This is a genomic window from Cellulomonas sp. PhB143 (assembly GCF_003752595.1).
Classification (GTDB): Bacteria; Actinomycetota; Actinomycetes; order Actinomycetales; family Cellulomonadaceae; genus Paraoerskovia.
In genome coordinates this window covers 53,008-75,313 of record NZ_RKIJ01000009.1, presented here as the reverse complement: position 1 = coordinate 75,313, position 22,306 = coordinate 53,008, and the positions used below count along the sequence as shown (strand labels likewise).

Below are 22,306 nucleotides of genomic sequence, written 5' to 3'. Positions count from 1 at the left end.
GGGCGCGCTGATGAAAGGAACGACCACCAGTGGACATCACCGGTAACCTCGCTGTGATCGGGTACGGCCTCGCCGCCATCGGCCCCGGTATCGGTCTCGGCATCCTGTTCGGCAAGACGATCGAGGGCATGGCCCGCCAGCCGGAGATGTCCGGCCAGCTGCGCTCCACCATGTTCATCGGCCTGGCCTTCATCGAGGTGTTCGGCCTTCTCGGCCTCGTCACCCCGTTCATCTTCTAGTGATCGCCGCTCAGTTGATCACCGCCGCTCACAGCGTCGTCCTCGCCGAGGAGACGGAGCAGAACCCGCTGCTGCCCGAGACCTACGACATCGTCTGGTCATTCGTGATCGTCGTCGTCGTCGGTGTCGTCTTCATGCGCTACGTCCTGCCCAAGTTCCAGGCTGTCCTCGACGAGCGGACCGAGAAGATCGAGGGTGGGCTCGCCCAGGCGGAGACGGCGCAGGCCGAGGCCGCCGCCGCGCTGGCCGAGTACCACCAGCAGCTGCAGGAGGCCCGCGAGGAGGCCGCCAAGATCCGCGAGGAGGCGCGCACCGAGGGTGGTGCGATCGTCGCGGACCTGCGCGCCAAGGCCAGTGACGACGCCTCGCGCATCGTCGAGACCGCGCACCGCCAGATCGAGGCGGAACGCCAGCAGGCCGCCGTCTCCCTGCGCTCGGAGGTCGGCTCGCTGGCCACCGAGCTCGCCTCGAAGATCGTCGGGGAGTCCCTCGAGGACGCCGCGCGCCAGTCGCGTGTCGTGGACCGCTTCCTCGACCAGCTCGAGCACGCCGGCACCACGTCGGCAGCCTCGGGAACGAACGGTCAGGAGGGCTGATGCGCGGGACGAGCGGTGCCTCTCTCGACCAGGCACGTGAACGGTTCGACCCGGTCCTGCGGGACGCCGGGGCCGAGGGGACCGAGATCGGCGAACAGCTGTTCACCGTGACCCGCGCCCTCGACGGCTCCGCGACGCTCCGCCGCTCCCTCGCCGACCCCTCGCGTTCCGGTGAGGACAAGGCGCAGCTCGTCACGGGCATCCTGTCGAACGGCTTCGACGGGCGGGTCGTGGACCTGCTGGCAGGTCTCGTCCGCTCACGCTGGTCGAGCGAGCAGGACCTGGCGGACGCCGTGGAGCTGCTCGGCTTCGACGCCGTGCTCTCGGCGGCGCAGTCGCGCGACGCCCTGGAGACCGTCGAGGACGAGATCTTCCGGCTCACGCGCGCGCTGGAGGGCCAGCGCGACGCGCGCCAGGCGCTCTCCGACGCACGGACGGACCCGCAGCGGCGGACCGACCTGGTCGACGGGCTCCTCGCCGGTCGCGCCGACGCCGCCACCGGCGTGCTGGCGCGGCACGCGACGCGGGACCTGCGCGGGCGGCGCTTCGTCGCCGCGCTGCTGCAGGTCGCCGACATCGCGGCCGAGCGCAGGAACCGCCTGGTCGCGAGCGTCGCGGCGGCGGTGCCGCCGAGCTCGCAGCAGCTGGAACGGCTCGGTGCGCTCCTCGAGCGCGCCTACGGCCGCCCGGTGCAGCTCAACGTGTCGGTCGACCCCGCGACGCTGGGCGGGCTGCGGATCCAGGTGGGGGCCGACGTGATCGACACGACGGTCCTCGCACGGCTCGCCGACGCGCGGCGACGACTCGCCGGATGACCACGCCGGCCATCCGGCAGGGGCCGGTCCGTACCGGCGCCACGACAGAGAACTTCGACCGCGGAACGCGGCCACGACAGGAGAAATGCAATGGCTGAGCTGACGATCCGGCCGGACGAGATCCGGGCCGCGCTGGACAGCTTCGTGAAGTCCTACGAGCCCGAGGGCGCCGTGTCCGAGGAGGTGGGCCGGGTCAGCATGGCCGCCGACGGCATCGCCCAGGTCGAGGGCCTCCCGGGCGCGATGGCGAACGAGCTGCTCCGGTTCGAGGACGGGACCCTGGGTCTCGCGCTGAACCTCGACGTGCGCCAGATCGGCGTGGTCGTCCTCGGTGAGTTCGACGGCATCGAGGAGGGTCAGGAGGTCCGCCGCACGGGCGAGGTCCTCTCCGTCCCGGTCGGTGACGGGTACCTCGGTCGCGTCGTCGACCCGCTCGGCAACCCGATCGACGGGCTCGGCGAGCTGACGACCGAGGGCCGCCGCGCCCTCGAGCTCCAGGCCCCGGGCGTGATGGACCGCAAGTCGGTCGACGAGCCCCTGCAGACGGGCCTCAAGGCCATCGACTCGATGATCCCGATCGGGCGCGGCCAGCGTCAGCTCATCATCGGCGACCGCCAGACGGGCAAGACGGCGATCGCGATCGACACGATCATCAACCAGAAGGCGAACTGGGAGTCGGGCGACCCCGACAAGCAGGTCCGCTGCATCTACGTCGCGGTGGGCCAGAAGGGCTCGACGATCGCCTCGGTGCGCGGCGCCCTCGAGGAGGCCGGCGCTCTCGAGTACACGACGATCGTCGCGTCCCCGGCCTCCGACTCGGCCGGGTTCAAGTACCTCGCGCCCTACACGGGCTCGGCCATCGGCCAGCACTGGATGTACGGCGGCAAGCACGTCCTGATCGTGTTCGACGACCTGTCGAAGCAGGCGGAGGCCTACCGTGCCGTCTCGCTGCTGCTGCGCCGTCCGCCGGGCCGCGAGGCCTACCCGGGCGACGTCTTCTACCTGCACTCCCGCCTGCTCGAGCGTTGTGCGAAGCTCTCGGACGCGCTCGGCGGCGGCTCGATGACGGGGCTCCCGGTCATCGAGACCAAGGCGAACGACGTCTCGGCGTACATCCCGACGAACGTCATCTCGATCACCGACGGGCAGATCTTCCTGCAGTCGGACCTCTTCAACGCCGACCAGCGACCCGCGGTCGACGTCGGCATCTCGGTCTCCCGCGTCGGTGGCGCGGCGCAGGTCAAGGCCATGAAGAAGGTCTCCGGCACGCTGAAGCTCGACCTCGCGCAGTTCCGTTCGCTCGAGGCGTTCGCGATGTTCGCGTCCGACCTCGACGCCGCGTCGCGCGGGCAGCTCGCCCGTGGCGCGGTCCTGATGGAGCTCCTCAAGCAGGGCCAGTACACGCCGTACCCGGTCGAGGACCAGGTCGCGTCCATCTGGGCCGGCACCAAGGGCAAGCTGGACGACGTCCCGGTGGAGGACGTGCGCCGGTTCGAGTCGGAGCTGCTCGACCACCTGCGCCGCAACACGGACGTGCTCTCGACGATCGCCTCGACGGGCAAGCTCGAGGAGGCGACCGAGTCGGCGCTGTCGGACGCGGTCGACGCGTTCCGGACCGGGTTCCTCAAGTCGGACGACACGCCGCTGGTCGGCGGGGACGACGAGGAGCCGGTCGACGTCGAGCAGGAGCAGATCGTCCGCAAGAAGAAGGCCTGACGATGGCCGGATCGCAGCGCGTCTACAAGCAGCGCATCAAGTCGACGCAGTCGCTGAAGAAGATGTTCCGCGCCCAGGAGCTCATCGCGGCGTCCCGCATCGGCAAGGCGCGGAACCTGACGACCGCGGCGTCCCCGTACTCCGACGCGATCACCCGCGCGGTGTCGGCGGTGGCGACGCACTCGAACGCGTCGCACCCGCTGCTGACCCAGCGCACCGACACCAACCGTGTCGCCGTGCTGGTCATCGCCTCCGACCGCGGGATGGCCGGGGCCTACTCGGCCTCGATCATCCGCGCGGCGGAGCGCCACGTGGAGCAGCTGGTCTCCGAGGGCAAGGAGGTCGACGTCTACGCGTCCGGCCGCCGCGCCATCTCGTACTTCCGGTTCCGCGGGCGCGAGGTCGCCGGCTCCTGGGCCGAGGGTTCGGACGCCCCGCAGTCGCGGACCGCGGGGGAGATCGCGGACACGCTCGTGGGCGCCTTCCGGGCGGAGGCGTCGGAGGGCGGGGTCGCCGAGCTGCACCTCGTCTACACGCAGTTCGTCAACATGGTCACCCAGCGTGCCCGGGTGGTCCGGCTGCTGCCGCTCGAGATCGTCGACGGCGTCTCCGAGACCACCGAGGGTGAGATCCCGCCGCTGTACGACTTCGAGCCGTCGGTCGAGGACGTCCTCGACTCGCTGCTGCCGAAGTACGTGCGCAGCCGGATCTTCAGCTGCATGCTCGAGGCGGCGGCCTCCGAGCTCGCGGCGCGCCAGCGGGCGATGCACACCGCGGTGGACAACGCCGAGGACCTGATCCGCAACTACACCCGTCTGGCGAACCAGGCTCGTCAGGCGGACATCACCCAGGAGATCTCCGAGATCGTCTCGGGCGCCGACGCGCTCGCGTCGGCGTGAGGGGCTCGCGCAGCATGAGCCACCCAGGACCCCTGAGCCACAGCACCACCAAGCCCAGCACTGCAACCGCCGGAGTCGTCTCCGGCCCTTCGAAGCGAGGCCAGAAATGACCGCCACCACCGTGGAAGCCCAGGTCGAGCACCAGAGCGGACCCGGCGTGGGCCGTGTCGCGCGCGTGATCGGCCCTGTCGTGGACATCGAGTTCCCTGAGGACGCGATCCCCGACATCTACAACGCGCTCACCGTCGAGATCGACCTGTCGGGCCAGGGCGAGGGCGAGGAGACCTTCACGCTCAAGCTCGAGGTCGCCCAGCACCTCGGCGACTCGCTCGTCCGTGCGATCGCGCTGAAGCCGACCGACGGCCTCGTCCGCGGCGCGGCCGTCACCGACACGGGTGCGCCGCTGAGCGTCCCCGTCGGGGACATCACCAAGGGCCACGTCTTCGACGTCACCGGTGAGGTGCTCAACCTCACCGAGGGCGAGAAGTTCGAGGTCACCGAGCGCTGGCCGATCCACCGCCAGCCGCCGGCCTTCGACCAGCTCGAGTCGAAGACGACGATGTTCGAGACCGGCATCAAGGTCATCGACCTGCTCACGCCGTACGTGCAGGGCGGGAAAATCGGTCTCTTCGGCGGTGCGGGCGTCGGCAAGACCGTCCTCATCCAGGAGATGATCCAGCGCGTCGCCCAGAACCACGGCGGCGTGTCGGTGTTCGCCGGTGTCGGGGAGCGCACGCGCGAGGGCAACGACCTGATCGTCGAGATGGACGAGGCCGGCGTCTTCGACAAGACGGCCCTCGTCTTCGGCCAGATGGACGAGCCGCCGGGCACGCGCCTGCGCGTCGCCCTGTCGGCGCTGACCATGGCGGAGTACTTCCGCGACGTGCAGAAGCAGGACGTGCTGCTCTTCATCGACAACATCTTCCGCTTCACGCAGGCCGGCTCCGAGGTCTCCACGCTGCTCGGCCGCATGCCGTCCGCCGTGGGCTACCAGCCGAACCTGGCCGACGAGATGGGTCTCCTCCAGGAGCGCATCACGTCGACGCGCGGCCACTCGATCACCTCGCTGCAGGCGATCTACGTGCCGGCGGACGACTACACGGACCCGGCCCCGGCGACGACGTTCGCGCACCTCGACGCGACGACCGAGCTGTCGCGAGAGATCGCCTCGAAGGGTCTGTACCCGGCGGTCGACCCGCTGTCCTCGACCTCGCGCATCCTCGACCCGCGCTACGTGGGCCAGGACCACTACGCGACGGCGACCCGGGTGAAGTCGATCCTGCAGCGCAACAAGGAGCTCCAGGACATCATCGCCATCCTCGGTGTCGACGAGCTCTCGGAGGAGGACAAGACGGTCGTCGCGCGCGCGCGGCGCATCCAGCAGTTCCTCTCGCAGAACACGTACATGGCGGAGAAGTTCACCGGCGTCGTCGGCTCGACCGTGCCGCTGTCGGAGACGATCGAGGCGTTCACGAAGATCGCGGACGGCGAGTTCGACCACATCTCCGAGCAGGCCTTCTTCAACATCGGTGGCCTCGAGGACCTCGAGCGCAACTGGGCCCGCATCCAGAAGGAGTACGGGGCCTGAGGTCTTCCTCGCGCCGCGCCCCCGCACCGGGGGCGCGGCACGACGGACCCGGTCACCCGTCCGGCCTCTCGCACCCTAGGAGTACGCAGTGGCACACATGAACGTCGACGTCGTCTCGGCGGACCGCAAGATCTGGTCCGGCGAGGCGCGCCTCGTCAGCGCGCCCTCCGCGGGCGGCTCCATCGGCCTGCTCGCGGGCCACTCGCCGCTGCTCGCGGTGCTGAGCCCCGGTGACGTGCGCATCACCCCGGTCGACGGCGGCGGCGTCGTCACCGCGACCATCGTCGCGGACGGCTTCATCTCGATGGACGACAACCAGGTCACGATCGTCGCGGACACGATCGACGTCGTCCACGCGGACGCGGCGTCCCGCTGAGAGCCTGCAGGTCAGGGACGTGACGGTCGCCGTCTGGTTCGCGGTCGCCGCCGTGGCGGCGGTCGCGGTCCTGATCGCGGTGCTCGCGCTCGGGGTGGTCCGGCTGCGCGGGCTCACGCGGCGCATCGGCTCGTTCGACTGCGGCGTCCGCCTGCCCGGACGGTCCGCGACGACCACGGGGGTCGCGGTCTACGGCGCCGGCCGGATCGACTGGTGGCGCTACTGGTCGGTCTCGTTCCGGCCCGCGGCGAGCTGGCCGCGCTCCGCGCTGGTGGTCGACGGTCGCGAGCCGGTGGCCGACCCCGGCGGGCCGGACGTGTACGTGGTGCACGCGCGGTGCGGGGCGGCGGCCCTGGAGCTGACCATGACCCCGGACGCCTATGCGGGCCTGACCTCGTGGCTCGAGGCCGCACCGACCAACCCGGGTACGGTCGTCTGACCCTGGCCCTCCCGGGCCGCAGACTGTTGGAGGTTCGAAGGCTCGATGCGTCTCGTCGTCGCGCAGTGCTCGGCCCGGTACACCGGGCGCCTCTCGGCCCACCTTCCCCTCGCCCGGCGGCTGATCGTCGTCAAGGCGGACGGCAGCGTGCTGCTGCACTCCGACGGCGGCTCGTACAAGCCGCTGAACTGGATGAGCCCCCCGTGCGCCACGGCGGTGTCCGAGCCCGACGACGCCCAGCGCGAGCGCGGCGTGAGCGAGGTGTGGGCGGTGCAGCACCGCAAGAGCGACGACCGGCTCGAGATCGAGCTGCACGAGGTGTTCCACGACTCCAGCCACGATCTCGGCGTGGACCCCGGCCTGATCAAGGACGGTGTCGAGGCGCACCTGCAGGAGCTGCTCGCCGCGCAGATCGGCCTGCTCGGCGACGGGCACACGCTCGTGCGGCGCGAGTACATGACGGCCATCGGGCCGGTCGACATCCTCGCGAAGGACCCGGCGGGGGGCTCCGTGGCGATCGAGATCAAGCGCCGCGGCGACATCGACGGGGTCGAACAGCTGACCCGCTACCTCGAGCTGATGAACCGCGACCCGCACCTCGCGCCGGTCCGCGGTGTGTTCGCCGCGCAGGAGATCAAGCCGCAGGCGCGGGTCCTGGCCACGGACCGCGGCATCGGCTGCCTCCTGCTCGACTACGACGCGATGCGCGGCGTGGACGACGTCGACTCCCGGCTGTTCTGACCGACCGGACCGCGGTTCCGGTCGGAGTTTGCGCGCACGGTGTACGAATGCGCGACAATGACGTCATGAGCGATCGTGCGCCGTCCCGAGCGACCGAGCAGGTTCCGCCGACCGTCCTGCGCGGACGCGTCGTCACCCCGTCCGCGCTGGTGCCCGACGGCGTCGTCGTCGTCGAGGGGGACCGGCTCGCGTTCGTCGGGACCGTCGCCGACGCCGCCGGCTCGCGCTGGGCGCAGGCCGTGGCCGGCGCGGCCGCTCCGGCAGGCGGGACGACGCTGCTGCCCGGGCTGGTGGACCTGCACGACCACGGGGGCGGGGGAGCGTCGTTCCCCGACGCCGCCACGGCCGACGAGGCGCGCGTCGCCGTGCGCGAGCACCTGCGGCACGGGACGACCACCCTGCTCGCCTCCCTCGTGACCGCCGACCGCGCGACGCTGCTGTCCCGCGTCGCGACGCTCGCGGGGCTCGCGGAGGCGGGCGAGATCGCCGGGCTGCACCTCGAGGGGCCGTTCCTGTCCCCGGCGCGCTGCGGCGCGCAGAACCCCGCCGACATGCTCGACGGTGACGCCGACCTGGTCGCCGAGGTCGCCCGCGCGGCGCGCGGCACCCTGCGCACGATGACCGTGGCGCCGGAGGTGCCCGGTGTCGTCGACGGCGTGATCGCCGCCCTCGCCGCGGCGGGCGCGGTGCCCTCGATCGGGCACACCGACGCGAGCACCGAGCAGACCGAGGTCGCCATCGGGTCCGCGCGCACCGCGCTCGCCGCGTCCGGCGCGGCGGTGCGGGGCGTGCGGCCCACCGCGACGCACCTGTTCAACGGCATGCGCCCGCTGCACCATCGCGAGCCCGGGCCCGTGGCCGCGTGCCTCGCGGCCGCGGCGCGCGGGGAGCTGGTCCTCGAGCTGGTCGCCGACGGGACGCACCTCGCCCACGCCACGGTGCGGTCGGTGATGGCGACGGTCGGCGCGGAGAACGTCGCGCTCGTCACCGACGCGATGGCGGCGGCGGGCATGGCGGACGGCGAGTACGCGCTCGGGCCGGTCCGGGTGCGGGTCGAGGGCGGGGTCGCGCGCCTGGCCGACGGCGGATCGATCGCCGGGGGGACGTATCACCTGCTCGACGTGGTGCGCGAGACGGTCGCCGCGGGCGTCCCGCTCGTCGAGGCGGTCCGCTCGGCATCGCTCGTGCCGGCCGGCGTGCTCGGGCTCGAGGACGTGGGCGCGCTCGAGGCGGGCCGGCGGGCGGACGTCGTCGTGACCGACGCAGACCTGCGCCCGCTGGGGGTGCTGCGCGCCGGCGCGCCGGTCCAGGGTGTCGGGGGCGCCGGCTCGTGAGCAGCCGCCGGGTGTCGGTGCGCCGGCGCGCCGCGGACGACGTCGACCCGCTCGTCGCCGTGCTGGCGCAGGTGCAGGCGCTCGACGCCTATCCCGTGCGACCGGGGAACGTGCGCGCGCAGTGGGTCCTCGGCGACGCGCACACGCACGCGCACGCATGGGTCGCCGAGCTCGACGGCGCCGTCGTCGGGCACGTCGCGCTGGCGCCGCGCGGTGCGCAGGAGGCCGAGGTGACCCGGTTCTTCGTCGGCCCCGCCGCCCGTGGGACCGGGTGCGCGACGGCGCTGCTGGACGTCGCGGAGGCGGCGGCCGCCGGGGCGGGGGACCGTCTCGTGCTCACCGTGGTGGCGCACAACCTCGACGCCGTCCGGCTCTACGAACGCCGCGGGTGGCGGCGGGTGCGGACGTACCGGGCCGAGTGGTTCGGCCCCGGCGGGCCGTGGCCGCAGGCGCACGACTACGTGCTCGAACGGGAAGTCCGCTAGGCTGTCGAATCGATTCGTGGGAACGCTCCCACGGGTCGTCGAACCCGGGCGGCGCGCCGTCGTCCGCCCCGACCGGCACCAAGGAGCACCGTGAGCAACGACGCCACCGCAGCACCGACCACCGCCACCGCGGGACGCACCTTCCCCGAGGGCTTCTGGTGGGGGTCGGCGACCGCCGCGTACCAGATCGAGGGTGCGGCCACCGAGGGTGCCCGCGGCCCCTCGATCTGGGACACCTTCTCCCACACCCCGGGTCGCACGCTGAACGGGGACACCGGAGACGTCGCCGACGACCACTTCCACCGCTGGCAGGAGGACGTCGGGCACATCGAGGACCTCGGGCTCGACGCCTACCGCTTCTCGATCTCGTGGCCCCGGGTGCAGCCCGGCGGCTCGGGCGCGTTCGACGAGGAGGGCATCGCCTTCTACTCCCGCCTGGTCGACGCGCTGGTCGAGGCCGGCGTGCGGCCGGTCGCGACGCTCTACCACTGGGACCTGCCGCAGGAGCTCGAGGACGCCGGCGGCTGGGCGAACCGCGCGACCGCGCACGCGTTCGCCGAGTACGCGCGGCGCATGGCGCGCGAGCTGGGCGACCGGATCGACGTGTGGACGACGCTCAACGAGCCGTGGTGCTCCGCCTATCTGGGCTACGCCTCGGGCGTGCACGCCCCGGGCCGCACGGAGCCGGCCGCCGCCCTCGCGGCCGTGCACCACCTCAACCTCGCGCACGGTCTCGCGTGCCGGGCCGTCCGCGAGGAGCTCGGCGCGTCGGCGAGGCTCTCGGTCACGCTCAACCTGCACGTCGTGCGTCCCGACGACCCCTCCTCCGACGACGACGTGGACGCCGTCCGCCAGATCGACGCCCTGGCGAACCGCGCGTTCCTCGGCCCGATGCTGGACGGTGCCTACCCCGACGACCTGCTCGCGGACACCGCGGACGTGAGCGACTGGTCGTTCGTGCGCGAGGGTGACCTCGAGATCGCCCGGCAGCCGCTCGACGTGCTGGGTATCAACTACTACTCCACGGCGAAGGTGCGCCGCTTCACGGGGGACGGGCAGCGGCAGGAGAACGACGGTCACGGCGCCTCCGCGTCGAGCCCGTGGGTCGGGGCCGCCGACGTCGAGTTCGTGCAGCAGCCCGGCCCGTACACCGCGATGGGCTGGAACATCGAGCCGGCGGGCATGACCGAGCTGCTGTGCTCCGTCGCCGCGGCGTACCCGGACCAGCCGCTGATGGTCACGGAGAACGGCGCCGCCTTCGACGACGAGGTGTCCGACGACGGCCGGGTCCACGACCCGCGCCGCGTCGCCTACCTGAACGACCACATCGAGGCGGTCGGTGCGGCGGTCGACGCCGGGGCCGACGTCCGCGGGTACTTCGCGTGGTCGCTGCTGGACAACTTCGAGTGGGGCTACGGGTACGGGCGGCGGTTCGGGATCATCCGCGTGGACTACGAGACCCAGGCGCGCACGTGGAAGGACTCGGCGTACTGGTACCGCGAGCTCGTCCGCACGGGCTCGCTGCCCCCGATCACGCGCGGGGAGTGATCCGTGTCGCGGCGGGGCCGCGACACGCCGCACCGCCGCGACACGCCGGGCACGGAGACGGATCTCACGGCCCCCGCGCGCCCGGGATGCCCGCTTCGCACCCTCGCCACGGGGACCTCTCGGCACCCCGCGACGGCCCGTCCGGGGGCTCCGCCCGGCTGCGCACAGGGTGTGGACGCGGGCCGCGCACACCCTGTGGAAGGCCGCCGCGAGGGCGCGAGATCGCGGGCCGGAGGCGTCCGCGGTGCGGTGGACGCAGCGGTGCACGGCCGGGTGTCAGAGGCTCGTGACAGCATGTTCTGACGGGCCGGGAGGGGCGTCCCGGGGAGGTGGGCGCGTGTACCGAGAATCACGCTCGCCACGACATGTAGTGCTGTGGCGCGACGGCAGGCACTAGGTATAGTGGTTTTCGCCAGGGGGTCGACCATCCTCCGGTGAATCACACAGACGTAGTTCCACCCGTGTCCTTCGAGGTCAGAGCGTTCTTCTCGCCTCGTCCGACCACCCGATCAGCCCAGAGCGACGAGGAGTCACCGATGAACGTCACGGTCTACAGCAAGCCGGCCTGCGTCCAGTGCGACGCGACGTACCGGGCCCTCGACAAGAAGGGCGTCGACTACACGGTCGTCGACATCAGCCAGGACGCCGAGGCGCTCGAGCTCGTCCGCGGGCTCGGCTACCTCCAGGCGCCCGTCGTCGTCGCGGACGACACGCACTGGTCGGGCTTCCGGCCCGACCAGATCAGCGCGCTCGCCGCACGTACGGCCGACGTCGTCGCCTGACGCCGTCGGTCGCGCCGTGGTCTGAGCGGCGCGACCGGCGACCAGCGGCACGACATGCAGGGCGCAGGACAGCAGGGGACGAGCAGCACCGGGAGCGAGCGCCGGCGCGGTGAGCGAGGTGGGGCCATGGCATCGGTCGTCTACTTCTCGAGCGCGTCGGAGAACACCCACCGGTTCGTCGAGCGGCTCCGCCTCGCGGACCTCGGCCTGTCGGTGCACCGGATCCCGCTGCGGCCCACGGACGAGCACCTCAGAGTCGAGGAGCCCTACGTCCTGGTGGTGCCGACCTACGGGAGCGGCTCCGAGGGCGGGGCGGTGCCCCGCCAGGTCGTCAAGTTCTTGAACGACGCACACAACCGGTCGTTGATCCGCGGCGTGATCGCCGCGGGGAACACCAACTTCGGGAGCACGTACTGCGTGGCGGGAGACATCATCGCCGCGAAGTGCGACGTCCCGTACCTCTACGCATTCGAACTACTGGGCACAGCCGAGGACGTCAGACGCGTCCGCGACGGAATGGGACGATTTTGGCAACGACAGTCACGGATACCGGCGTGAGCGCGGCACCCACGGTCACCCTCGCGGGCACCGAGATGGACTACCACTCGCTGAACGCGATGCTGAACCTCTACGGCCCCGACGGCGGCATCCAGTTCGAGAAGGACCGCGAGGCGGCCCATCAGTACTTCCGCCAGCACGTCAACCAGAACACCGTGTTCTTCCACGACCTCGACGAGAAGCTCGACTACCTGGTCGAGAACGACTACTACGAGCCCGAGGTCCTCGAGAGGTACGACCGGGCGTTCGTGCGGTCGCTGTTCGAGTTCGCCTACTCGAAGAAGTTCCGGTTCGACACGTTCCTCGGCGCCTTCAAGTACTACACGAGCTACACGCTCAAGACGTTCGACGGCAAGCGCTACCTCGAGCGCTTCGAGGACCGGGTGTGCATGGTCGCCCTGACGCTGGCCGCCGGCGCGGAGCAGTTCGCGCTCGACATCGTCGAGGAGATCATCTCCGGCCGGCTGCAGCCGGCGACGCCGACGTTCCTCAACGCCGGCAAGAAGCAGCGCGGCGAGCCGGTCTCGTGCTTCCTGCTGCGCATCGAGGACAACATGGAGTCGATCGCGCGCGGGATCAACTCCGCCCTGCAGCTCTCCAAGCGGGGCGGCGGCGTGGCGCTGCTGCTGAGCAACGTGCGCGAGCACGGCGCCCCGATCAAGAAGATCCAGAACCAGTCGTCGGGCGTCATCCCCGTCATGAAGCTGCTCGAGGACTCCTTCTCCTACGCGAACCAGCTCGGTGCGCGCCAGGGCGCCGGTGCGGTGTACCTCAACGCCCACCACCCCGACATCATGCGGTTCCTCGACACCAAGCGGGAGAACGCGGACGAGAAGATCCGCATCAAGACCCTCTCGCTCGGCGTCGTCATCCCGGACGTCACGTTCGAGCTCGCGAAGAAGAACGAGGACATGTACCTGTTCTCGCCGTACGACGTCGAGCGGATCTACGGCGTCCCGTTCGCCGACATCTCCGTGACCGAGAAGTACCAGGAGATGGTCGACGACGCGCGCATCACCAAGACCAAGATCAACGCGCGGCACTTCTTCCAGACCCTCGCCGAGCTCCAGTTCGAGTCCGGCTACCCGTACATCATGTTCGAGGACACGGTGAACCGGGCCAACCCCGTGGCGGGCAAGGTCACCCACTCGAACCTGTGCTCGGAGATCCTCCAGGTCTCGACGCCGTCCACCTACGCGGACGACCTGTCCTACGAGCACGTCGGTCGCGACATCTCGTGCAACCTCGGCTCGCTCAACATCGCCAAGGCGATGGACTCCCCGGACCTCGCCAAGACGGTCGACGTCGCGATCCGCGCGCTGACCGCGGTGGCCGACCAGACGAGCATCGACTCGGTCCCGTCCATCCGCCGGGCGAACGACCTGGGCCACGCGATCGGGCTCGGGCAGATGAACCTGCACGGCTACCTGGCGCGCGAGCGGGTGCACTACGGGTCCGAGGCGGGCCTGGACTTCACGAACATCTACTTCTACACGATCGCCTACCACGCGGTCGCCGCGTCGAACCGGCTCGCGATCGAGCGGGGCACGCGGTTCCACAACTTCGAGGCGTCGAAGTACGCGTCGGGGGAGTACTTCGACAAGTACACGGACAAGGAGTGGGCGCCGCGCACGTCCGAGGTCGCCGACCTCTTCGCGCGGTCCGGGGTCCACGTGCCGACGCAGGAGGACTGGCGCGCGCTGAAGGCGTCGGTCCAGGAGCACGGGCTGTACAACCAGAACCTGCAGGCCGTCCCGCCGACCGGGTCGATCTCGTACATCAACAACTCGACGTCGTCGATCCACCCGGTCGCGGCGAAGGTCGAGATCCGCAAGGAGGGCAAGATCGGGCGCGTCTACTACCCGGCGCCCTACCTGACGAACGACAACCTCGAGTACTACGACGACGCGTACGAGATCGGCTGGAAGAAGATCATCGACACGTACGCGGAGGCCACGCAGCACGTCGACCAGGGGCTCAGCCTGACGCTGTTCTTCAAGGACACCGCCACGACCCGCGAGGTCAACCAGGCGCAGATCTACGCCTGGCGCAAGGGCATCAAGACGCTCTACTACATCCGCGTGCGCCAGATGGCCCTCGAGGGGACCGAGGTCGAGAACTGCGTCAGCTGCATGCTGTAGCGCCCGCCCCCGAACGCCTCCCGACCCCGACCGCACGCACCGCTCGAGAGAAGACATCCATGTCACCCACCGGCAAGCTCAAGCTCATCGATCGCGTCCAGGCGATCAACTGGAACCGGGTCCCGGACGAGAAGGATGCCGAGGTCTGGGACCGGCTGACGGGCAACTTCTGGCTGCCCGAGAAGGTCCCCGTCTCGAACGACATCCCCTCGTGGCACACGCTGACGGAGGAGGAGAAGACGCTCACGATGCGCGTCTTCACCGGCCTGACGCTGCTCGACACCATCCAGGGCACGGTCGGCGCGGTGAGCCTCATCCCCGACGCGATCACCCCGCACGAGGAGGCCGTCTACACGAACATCGCGTTCATGGAGTCGGTGCACGCGAAGAGCTACTCCTCGATCTTCTCGACGCTCTGCTCGACGCAGGACATCGACGAGGCGTTCCGCTGGTCGGAGGAGAACGAGAACCTCCAGCGCAAGGCCGAGATCGTCATGAAGTACTACAAGGGCGACTCGCCGCTCAAGCGCAAGGTCGCCTCGACCCTGCTCGAGTCGTTCCTGTTCTACTCGGGCTTCTACCTGCCGATGTACTGGTCGAGCCGCGCCAAGCTCACCAACACGGCCGACGTCATCCGCCTGATCATCCGCGACGAGGCCGTGCACGGGTACTACATCGGCTACAAGTATCAGAAGGGGCTCGAGAAGCTGTCGGAGGCCGAGCGCGACGAGCTCAAGGGCTACACGTTCGAGCTCCTCTTCGAGCTGTACGACAACGAGGTCCAGTACACCGAGGACCTCTACGACGGCGTCGGCCTCACCGAGGACGTCAAGAAGTTCCTGCGGTACAACGCCAACAAGGCCCTGATGAACCTGGGCTACGAGGCGCTCTTCCCCAAGGACGAGACGGACGTCAACCCGGCGATCCTCTCGGCGCTGTCCCCGAACGCCGACGAGAACCACGACTTCTTCTCGGGGTCCGGCTCGTCGTACGTCATCGGCAAGGCCGTGCACACCGAGGACGACGACTGGGACTTCTGAGCCCCGAGCTCGCCGCCGTACGCACGACGACCCCCGTCGCCGCTCCCGCTGGGAGCCGGTGACGGGGGTCGTCCGCGTCCTCCAGGGCGGCGGCGTGCGCCCCGGGCGGCGTGCGCCCCGGGGGGCGTGCGTCAGGAGGCGGGGGTCGCGGCCGCCGTCGGCTCCGTCGACCCGCCGAGCTTCGGCGCGACGGCGTCGACGTCGTCCGCGGAGCCGACGACGGTCCAGTTCGGGCCCACGAGGACGGCGACGGAGCTGTCCTTGCGTGCGGTCGCGGCGTCGGCGTCCTTGTTCTCCTGCGACGCGTAGAGCGTCAGCGTGACGTCCCCGTCGCACGTGCCGGTCTGCCAGGCGGGCTCGGTCGCGTCGGTCGTGGTCCAGTCGTCGCAGGTCAGACCCGCGGCGACCACGGCGTCCTTGAAGTCGTCGATCGACCGGTACTCGGTGTTCTTGACGACGGCAGGGGAGCTGGGCGCGGCGGCGGACGAGGACGCGTCCGAGGACGCGTCGTCGTCGGAGGACGAGCAGCCGGCGAGGGCGGCGACGGCCAGGCCGGAGGCGAGCACGACGGACAGGGACTTGCGGTGCATGGTGGGACTCCGTTTGCATCATCGGTGACTCGTCGCGCGGGGCGGCCGGGTGGGCCACGGGTGCGGACGTGCGGGGCTCGTGGCGCAGGGAGGCCGGCGACGGCGGCGGCACCCCACCCGCGAGATCCACCCTACGACGCGCCGCGGCGCACGGCCGCCGGGCCGGGAGGCGCCCGGCTGACGGCCCGTCGAGGGCCCGGGAGGGCTCCGGGTCAAGCGGAGGTCGGCTGCGGGTCGGTGGGAGGTCGGCGGTGGCGTCGCTACTCGGCGGAGGTCCCCGGGGCGCCGGGCACGGGCGGCTCGGCGGACCACGGGAAGGTGATCCACAGGTCGGTGTTGCGCCACGAGTAGTCCGGCCGGACGATCGATCGGGGCTTGGTGTAGAGCACCGCGGACCGCGCCTCGGCGCCCTGTGTGGCGAGCATCTCCATGACCAGGGCAAGGGTCCGACCGGAGTCGGCGACGTCGTCGACCACCAGGACGCGCGCGCCCGGGAGCTCGGACGTGTCCATGAGCGGCGGCAGGACCCGCGGGTCCGCGAGGGTCTGGCCGATGTCGGTGTAGAACTCGACGTTCAGCGTCCCGACGCCCTTGGTGCCCAGCGCGTAGGCGACGGCGCCGCCCGGCAGGAGGCCGCCGCGCGCGACCGCGACGACGACCTCCGGCACGAAGCCGCTCGCGACGACCTGTTCCGCGAGCTCGCGCGCCGCCCTGCCGAAGGTGTCCCAGGTGAGGATCTCCCGCTCGTCCATGGCGTCGAGCCTAGGTGCTCGGGGGTGCGCGTGCGCCGCGGACGCCGAAGGGCCCGGCCGTGCGGCCGGGCCCTTCGGGGTGGTGGTGCGTGGGTCAGGACGGGTCAGTAGGCGTCGAGGATGTCGACGACGAACACGAGCGTCGAGTTCGCGGGGATCTTGTCCTGCGCCTTGTCGCCGTACCCGAGGTCCGGCGGGACCACGAGCAGCACCTGGCTGCCGACGGTCTGCCCCGCGAGCCCCTGGCTCCAACCCTGGATCACGCCGTTGAGCGGGAAGTCCGCCGGCTCGCCGCGGTCCCACGAGGAGTCGAACTGGGTGCCGTCCAGCAGCCAGCCCGTGTAGTGCGCGGTGACGGACTGGTCGGCCGTCACCTTCGGGCCGTCGCCCTTGATGAGCGTCTGTGCGACGAGCTTGTCGGGGGCCTTGTAGTCCTCGGGGACGTCGATGCTCGGCTTGCCGTCCTTGCCGAGCGTCACCTTCGGCAGGCCGGCGGCCGGCTCGACGGCGGTGCCCGTCGCGCGGGTGCGGTCGGTCGGCTTGGCGGCGTCGGAGATCTCGATGACGTTGAGCACCGTGGTCTCCTTGCCGTCCTGGCCCTGCGAGAGGTTGGCGAAGACGAGGCGCGCGCCGACCTTCTGGCCGATGAACGTGTCGTTGAGGAGCTCGTACTGCGGGTCGCCGAGCTTGAAGGTCTCGGGGCTCTGACCCTTGTCCCACGTGCTCTGCACCCGGGACGCGTCGGCGCCCTGGTAGAAGACGTAGTTCATCGAGACCCGCATGCCCTCCTTGAGCTCCGCACCGTCGCCCTCCGAGGCGACGGTGAGCGTGGGCCCGGTGACGGACAGGGGAGCGTCGAAGGAGACCTTGGGCTCCTTGCCGCCCGGGCCGCTGACCTTGACGGCATCGAGCTTCTTCACGTCGTCCGCGTTCGCGTTCACGGCGGCGCCGGCGGCCGAGGCGCTCGGCGACGCGCTCGCCGACGCGGTCTTCGAGGGCGCGGCGTCGTCCGACCCGCCGGAGCAGCCGGCGAGGAGGAGCGCGGAGCTGATGGTCAGCGCGGCGATGCCACGGAGAGTGCGGTGCTTCACAGAATTCCTTCGTCGTGGGGACGCGGCGGTGCGCCACGGTGCCGTCGGCAGGCCGGGTCAGCCTAACGCGCCAGTCTGGACGGTCCTCGGCCGGCGAGACGGGCCGGCGAGACCGGCCGGCTGGATCGGCCGCCGGGCGCGGGGGACCATGGGGGCATGCCGTCCTCGCGCCGCTCGCGCCGTCGTCCCTGGGGGGACGAGCACGTCCCGCTCGACCTCGACCGGGCCACGGGAGGCCGGCGGACCGAGTCCGCGCCCGACGGCGACTGGACGGTCCAGAGCGTCCGCGGCTCGGACAAGTCGTACGTGTGCCCGGGCTGCCGGCAGGACGTGCGCCCGCACACCGCGCACGTCGTGGCGTGGGCGAACGACTCGATGTTCGGCGCGGCGTCCGCGCTCGAGGACCGCCGCCACTGGCACTCCGCGTGCTGGGCCGCACGCTCCCGGCGGCGGTAGCGCCCCGCCGTCGGTAGCGCCCCGCCGCCGGTCGAGGGCCCGGGATAGGCTCGAACGATGACGACGTCGACGGCGCAGGACGCAGATCCCGCCATCACCGAGGTCCGCTCGCTGACCGTGCTCCCCGCGCGGCGCGAGGACGTCGAGCTGCACACCGCGGACGGCCTGACGCTCGTCGGCGAGCTCGCCCTCCCGGCCGACCGGCCGCCGCGCGCGACCCTGATCACGCTGCACCCGTTGCCCACCCACGGCGGATACATGGACTCCCACGTGCTGCGCAAGGCGGCGTGGCGGCTCCCGGCGCTCGCGGACGTCGCCGTCCTCCGGTTCAACACACGGGGGACCGCTTCGCCGCGGGGGACCAGCGAGGGCACGTTCGACGGCGGCGACGGCGAGCGGTTCGACGTGGCGGCGGCGATCGAGCTGGCCGAGTTCCGCGACCTGCCGAACCGCTGGCTCGTGGGCTGGTCCTTCGGCACCGAGCTCGCGCTGATGCACGGCGCCGACCCGGCGGTCGCCGGCGCGGTCCTGCTGTCCCCGCCGCTGCACCGGGCGGGGGACGCGGACCTCGACCGGTGGGACGCCTTCGGCAGGCCGCTGGTCGCGCTGGTGCCGGGGGAGGACGACTACCTGCGCCCCGCGGCCGCGCGCGAGCGGTTCGCCCGCGTGCACCAGGCGGAGGTCGTCGGCGTCGACGGCGCCAAGCACCTGTGGGTGGGCGAGCCGTCGGTGCGCCGCGTGCTCGACGAGATCGTCGCCCGCGTCGCGCCGGACGTGAGCACCCCGCTGCCCACGACGTGGGCGGGTGCCGGCGCGGCGTCGTCGGGCACCGACACCGAGACCACCGACCAGCAGTCGTACGACGCCTCACGGGAAGGAGCAGGACGATGACGACCAGCGCGAGCGGGAAGCCCGCCACCTCAGGAGCGACGCCCGGCCACGAGGACGGGCTCGCCGTGCACACGCTGCGCGACGGGCACGGCCTGCCGCTGGTGCTGCTCCACGCGTTCCCGGTGGACCACCGGATGTGGCGGCCCGTCGCCGAGGTGATGCCCGGGAGGTTCGGGGTGCTGGCCGTCGACCTGTTCGGGTTCGGGGCGAGCCCCGACGGCCCGCGCACGCCGAGCCTGGAGGCCTCCGCGGACGCGGTCGCCCGCGCCGTGCGCGCCGCCGGGTCCGACCGGGCGGTCGTCGCCGGGCTCTCGATGGGCGGCTACGTCGCGCTGGCCCTCGCCGAGCGTCACCCCGGCCTGGTCGCCGGGCTGGGGCTCGTCGACACCAAGTCGCACGCGGACCCGTCCGAGGCCCGGCTCAACCGGGAGCGGATCGCGCACCAGGTCGAGAACGAGCGCTCCACCGACGCCGTGATGGGGATGGTCGCGAGCCTGCTCGGCCGGACGAGCGCCGAGCGCCGGCACGAGCTCACGCCGCGGCTCGAGTCGTGGATCCGCGCGCAGCGGCCCTCGGCCGTCGCGTGGGCGCAGCGGGCGATGGCGCGCCGCCCCGACCGTACCGGGGTGCTCGAGGGCTTCCCGGGCCCGGTGACGGTCGTGGTCGGCGAGGAGGACGTGCTCTCGCCCGTCGCGGAGGCCGAGCACATGGTCGTCGCGCACCGCTCCGCCGACCTGCGGATCGTCCCCGGCGCGGGGCACCTGAGCGCGGTCGAGGCGCCCGACGACGTCGCGGCCGCCCTCGCCGACCTCGTCGCCCGGGCCAGCGCGCGCTGAGGACGGCGCACTGAGGACGTCCGGCCCCGCTGCGTCCGGGCCGGCTCAGCCGGTCGCGCGGTCGAGGACCGCGCGCAGGGCGTCGACGAGGTCGATCGACTCCCCGTCGCGCCCGCCCGCGCCGAGCACACGCGGCGGGGGCGACGGCTCGGGGGTGCGGCCACGCAGGCGCGCGCCGAGGCCGCCGGGAACGGTGAGCACGTAGAACCGGCCCTCGACGTCGACGCCGACGGAGCGGTTGGACCGCAGGTACCAGCCGGTCAGGGGCGTCCGGTACGTCGTGCGGCCCCCGTAGTCCCGGGCGCGCAGCGGCTGCGGGTCGACGCCCAGCCGCCGGGCCTCACGCACGAACCGGGCGATCTCCCGCTCCGCCTCGGCCGACTCCGCGCGCTTCGCGCGCTCGAGCGCGCGGCCCTTCTCCTCCGCGGCGTCGCGCCGCCGGCGCCGCCAGTCCTCGGGGGACTCGCCGGCGACGGCGTCCGAGCCCGAGCCGCCGGGGGGCACGTCAGGCATCAGGCCTTCGTGGCGCTCGCGGAACCGGACTTCGCGGGGCGGTTCCGGGCCTGCGCCGTCCGCGCGGACGTCGACGAGCGCTTGGCGGTACCCGTGCCGGTGGCGCGGGGCTGCTCGTCGGTGTCGGTGTCACTCGTGCGGCCGCTCGTGTCCTCGGCCTCGCCGACCGGCCCCGACCCGCCCTCGGGCGTGGCGTCGTCGGCCACCGGCGGCTCGTCCGTGCCGTCGTCGCCCGCGTGCTCGCTGTCGGCGGGCTCGTCGGTGCTCGCCGCATCGGGCGTCTCGTCGTCGGAGCGGGAGTCGTCGTCGGCAGCGGGCGGGGCCGGGACGACGGGGGTCTCTGAGGTGCGCAGCTGCGCGGCGCGGGCCTGCTGCGCCGGGGTCCCGGCGATCCGCGGCGCGCGGGCCGCCGGCTCGCCGGTCGACTCGTCGGTCAGCAGGGCGCGCAGCTCGCCGAGGTAGGCGTTGATCGAGTCGTGCTGGCGCGTGAGGTCCTCGAGCTGGCGCTGGGCGCTGGCCCGCTGGGCGTCGGCCTCCACGTTGGCGTCGCTCACGGTCTGGTCGGCGAACTCCCGTGCCTCGGCGATGACGGCGTCCGCCGTCGTCCGCGCCTCCGCGAGCTGCTGGCGCACGTAGGAGTCGGTCTCCGCGCGCACCTTCTCGGCCTGCTCGAGGGCGAGGGCGACGCGGCGCTCGGCGTCGGCCGCGTGCTCCTCGGCGGTCGCGACCAGCTTCTCGGTCTCGGCCTTCGCCGCGGTGTGCCGGGCGCCGTTCTCGGCCTCCGCCTCCTCGCGGCGGCGGGCGACGTCGAGCTCGACGTCGGCGAGCTCGCGGCGGGCCGCCTCGCGCAGCTGCTCGAGGTCCGCCGTCGCGGCCTTGGTCTCCTCCGCGGCGGCCCGGCGGACCTCCGCGGCGTTGCGCTCGGCCTCGCGGCGGGCCGTCTCGATGAGGTCGGCGGCGGCTGCCTCCGTCGACTCGCGCAGCGCCGTCATCTCCTGCGTCGTCGCCGTCCGCAGCTCGGCGGCGGCACGCTCGCTCGCGACGCGCAGCTCCGTCGTCTCGCGCTCGGTGACGCTGCGCAGGTTCGCGAGCTGGCGCTCCAGCGTCGAACGGCGCTCGTCCTCCTCGGTGGTCAGCGCGATCTGGATCCGCGCCGCCTCGCGCTCGGCGCTGGAGACCAGCTCCTCTGCACGCCGCTGGGCCGCCTGGAGGGTCGAGTCCGCCTCGGACGCGCTCGTCGTGCGGACCTCCTCGGCCTCGCGGCGCGCGGACGCGAGCAGCTCGGCGACCTCGTTCTCCGCCCGGGAACGGACCTGGCCCGCCGAGAGCTTGGAGCGGGCCATGATGTCGGCCGCCTGGGCGTTGGCCTGCTGGAGGATGTCGGCGGACTGCTCCTCGGCGGACCGGAGCAGCTGCTCGATGCGGGAGCCGAGCCCCGCGTACGACGGCGCCTCGCTCTCCTGCGCCTTGCGGCGGGCGTCGTCGAGCTCGGCCGTGAGCTGCATCTGGCGCTGGTCGAGGGTCTCGACCTGGCGGCGGGCGTCGGTGAGCGCCTGTTCGAGCCGGGCGACCTGGTTGTCCACCTGGACGCGGTCGTAGCCACGCATCGTGATCGGGAACAGGGAACGGTCGTCGGTCACCGGGAACCTCCATGGCCTCAGGGTCGGGGACGTCCCGGACGCGCGGCGCACCAGGGGGTGAGATGCTCGCGGGGGACTTGTCTCGACGACCACCCTAGTGGCTCGTCACCCGCCCGCAGCGCGCGACGGCGGCACCGGGAGGCGCCCTCGGGACGCGCCGCAGGGCCCCCGGCCGGTGCCGCGGGGCCGCTGCGGCGGGCCTGCGGTCGCGGTGTGAACGGGCCTGCGGTCGCGGTGTGA

Annotated in this window: 24 protein-coding genes; 19 read left to right on the top strand and 5 right to left on the bottom strand. The window is 72.2% G+C overall.

Features of this window, described 5'->3' with window-relative positions; genetic code table 11:
- The first annotated feature begins 29 nt into the window (after positions 1-29).
- The 16 genes from atpE to nrdF all read left to right on the top strand — a co-directional run bounded on the left by atpE (position 30) and on the right by nrdF (position 15,297).
- Positions 30-239, top strand: coding sequence for an ATP synthase F0 subunit C (gene atpE / locus EDF32_RS01835; protein WP_123306841.1), 210 nt, complete (start codon positions 30-32; stop codon positions 237-239).
- 2 nt (positions 240-241) lie between these two features.
- Positions 242-835, top strand: a complete 594-nt coding sequence (locus tag EDF32_RS01830; RefSeq protein WP_370449904.1) for a F0F1 ATP synthase subunit B — start codon at positions 242-244, stop codon at positions 833-835.
- Positions 835-1,650: a F0F1 ATP synthase subunit delta gene (locus EDF32_RS01825; RefSeq protein ID WP_123306840.1), complete on the top strand. Its 816-nt coding sequence runs from the start codon at positions 835-837 to the stop codon at positions 1,648-1,650. The genes EDF32_RS01830 and EDF32_RS01825 overlap by 1 nt, the downstream gene beginning before the upstream one ends.
- A 90-nt stretch (positions 1,651-1,740) precedes the next feature.
- The gene (atpA, locus tag EDF32_RS01820; RefSeq protein WP_123306839.1) at positions 1,741-3,366 is read left to right on the top strand and encodes a F0F1 ATP synthase subunit alpha; all 1,626 of its coding nucleotides are present in this window, start codon (positions 1,741-1,743) and stop codon (positions 3,364-3,366) included.
- Between the two features lie 2 nt (positions 3,367-3,368).
- Positions 3,369-4,265, top strand: a complete 897-nt coding sequence (locus EDF32_RS01815; protein WP_123306838.1) for a F0F1 ATP synthase subunit gamma — start codon at positions 3,369-3,371, stop codon at positions 4,263-4,265.
- A gap of 106 nt (positions 4,266-4,371) precedes the next feature.
- Complete coding sequence (gene atpD / locus EDF32_RS01810) at positions 4,372-5,853, top strand: F0F1 ATP synthase subunit beta (RefSeq protein WP_123306837.1); 1,482 nt, start codon at positions 4,372-4,374, stop codon at positions 5,851-5,853.
- A 97-nt stretch (positions 5,854-5,950) separates the two neighbouring features.
- Positions 5,951-6,229 (top strand): F0F1 ATP synthase subunit epsilon, encoded by a 279-nt coding sequence (locus tag EDF32_RS01805; protein ID WP_370449903.1) that lies wholly within the window; start codon positions 5,951-5,953, stop codon positions 6,227-6,229.
- Positions 6,230-6,248: 19 nt separating this feature from the next.
- Positions 6,249-6,668 carry a DUF2550 family protein gene (locus EDF32_RS01800; protein WP_123306835.1) on the top strand — a complete coding sequence of 140 codons (420 nt, stop codon included), beginning with the start codon at positions 6,249-6,251 and terminating at the stop codon, positions 6,666-6,668.
- A 45-nt stretch (positions 6,669-6,713) separates the two neighbouring features.
- Positions 6,714-7,409: an endonuclease NucS gene (gene nucS / locus EDF32_RS01795; protein WP_123306834.1), complete on the top strand. Its 696-nt coding sequence runs from the start codon at positions 6,714-6,716 to the stop codon at positions 7,407-7,409.
- Positions 7,410-7,474: 65 nt separating this feature from the next.
- Positions 7,475-8,743, top strand: coding sequence for an N-acetylglucosamine-6-phosphate deacetylase (locus EDF32_RS01790; RefSeq protein ID WP_123307206.1), 1,269 nt, complete (start codon positions 7,475-7,477; stop codon positions 8,741-8,743).
- Positions 8,740-9,228: a GNAT family N-acetyltransferase gene (locus EDF32_RS01785; protein WP_123306833.1), complete on the top strand. Its 489-nt coding sequence runs from the start codon at positions 8,740-8,742 to the stop codon at positions 9,226-9,228. Before EDF32_RS01790 ends, EDF32_RS01785 begins: the two co-directional genes overlap by 4 nt.
- A gap of 90 nt (positions 9,229-9,318) precedes the next feature.
- On the top strand, positions 9,319-10,776 hold the full coding sequence (locus EDF32_RS01780; RefSeq protein ID WP_123306832.1) for a GH1 family beta-glucosidase: 1,458 nt from the start codon (positions 9,319-9,321) through the stop codon (positions 10,774-10,776).
- A 536-nt stretch (positions 10,777-11,312) separates the two neighbouring features.
- Positions 11,313-11,558: a glutaredoxin-like protein NrdH gene (nrdH, locus tag EDF32_RS01775; RefSeq protein WP_123306831.1), complete on the top strand. Its 246-nt coding sequence runs from the start codon at positions 11,313-11,315 to the stop codon at positions 11,556-11,558.
- A 126-nt stretch (positions 11,559-11,684) separates the two neighbouring features.
- Complete coding sequence (nrdI, locus tag EDF32_RS01770; protein ID WP_123306830.1) at positions 11,685-12,116, top strand: class Ib ribonucleoside-diphosphate reductase assembly flavoprotein NrdI; 432 nt, start codon at positions 11,685-11,687, stop codon at positions 12,114-12,116.
- A gap of 35 nt (positions 12,117-12,151) precedes the next feature.
- Positions 12,152-14,257: a class 1b ribonucleoside-diphosphate reductase subunit alpha gene (gene nrdE / locus EDF32_RS01765; RefSeq protein ID WP_123307205.1), complete on the top strand. Its 2,106-nt coding sequence runs from the start codon at positions 12,152-12,154 to the stop codon at positions 14,255-14,257.
- 59 nt (positions 14,258-14,316) lie between these two features.
- The gene (gene nrdF, locus EDF32_RS01760) at positions 14,317-15,297 is read left to right on the top strand and encodes a class 1b ribonucleoside-diphosphate reductase subunit beta (protein ID WP_123306829.1); all 981 of its coding nucleotides are present in this window, start codon (positions 14,317-14,319) and stop codon (positions 15,295-15,297) included.
- Between the two features lie 131 nt (positions 15,298-15,428).
- On the opposite strand, the gene EDF32_RS01755 is transcribed toward nrdF, so the two are convergent.
- From EDF32_RS01755 to EDF32_RS01745, 3 genes are all read right to left on the bottom strand, one after another.
- Positions 15,429-15,887 (bottom strand): hypothetical protein, encoded by a 459-nt coding sequence (locus EDF32_RS01755; protein WP_123306828.1) that lies wholly within the window; start codon positions 15,885-15,887, stop codon positions 15,429-15,431.
- Positions 15,888-16,147: 260 nt separating this feature from the next.
- Positions 16,148-16,639: a phosphoribosyltransferase gene (locus EDF32_RS01750; RefSeq protein WP_123306827.1), complete on the bottom strand. Its 492-nt coding sequence runs from the start codon at positions 16,637-16,639 to the stop codon at positions 16,148-16,150.
- 104 nt (positions 16,640-16,743) lie between these two features.
- A complete protein-coding gene (locus EDF32_RS01745) occupies positions 16,744-17,730 on the bottom strand; it encodes an FKBP-type peptidyl-prolyl cis-trans isomerase (protein WP_123306826.1) in 987 nt (328 codons plus the stop codon).
- Between the two features lie 156 nt (positions 17,731-17,886).
- Between EDF32_RS01745 and EDF32_RS01740 the strand changes: the two genes are divergently transcribed.
- From EDF32_RS01740 to EDF32_RS01730, 3 genes are read left to right on the top strand one after another with little or no spacing between them, the layout of a single operon-like run.
- Entirely contained in the window at positions 17,887-18,186 is a 300-nt protein-coding gene (locus EDF32_RS01740; protein ID WP_123306825.1) for a hypothetical protein, read from the top strand.
- A 57-nt stretch (positions 18,187-18,243) separates the two neighbouring features.
- On the top strand, positions 18,244-19,077 hold the full coding sequence (locus tag EDF32_RS01735; protein WP_123306824.1) for an alpha/beta hydrolase: 834 nt from the start codon (positions 18,244-18,246) through the stop codon (positions 19,075-19,077).
- Positions 19,074-19,913, top strand: coding sequence for an alpha/beta fold hydrolase (locus EDF32_RS01730; RefSeq protein WP_123306823.1), 840 nt, complete (start codon positions 19,074-19,076; stop codon positions 19,911-19,913). Before EDF32_RS01735 ends, EDF32_RS01730 begins: the two co-directional genes overlap by 4 nt.
- Before the next feature lie 45 nt (positions 19,914-19,958).
- On the opposite strand, the gene EDF32_RS01725 is transcribed toward EDF32_RS01730, so the two are convergent.
- Together EDF32_RS01725 and EDF32_RS01720 are read right to left on the bottom strand one after the other, a co-directional pair.
- A complete protein-coding gene (locus EDF32_RS01725; protein WP_233565617.1) occupies positions 19,959-20,426 on the bottom strand; it encodes a hypothetical protein in 468 nt (155 codons plus the stop codon).
- The gene (locus EDF32_RS01720) at positions 20,426-22,066 is read right to left on the bottom strand and encodes a hypothetical protein (RefSeq protein WP_123306822.1); all 1,641 of its coding nucleotides are present in this window, start codon (positions 22,064-22,066) and stop codon (positions 20,426-20,428) included. The genes EDF32_RS01725 and EDF32_RS01720 overlap by 1 nt, the downstream gene beginning before the upstream one ends.
- Positions 22,067-22,306: the final 240 nt, after the last annotated feature.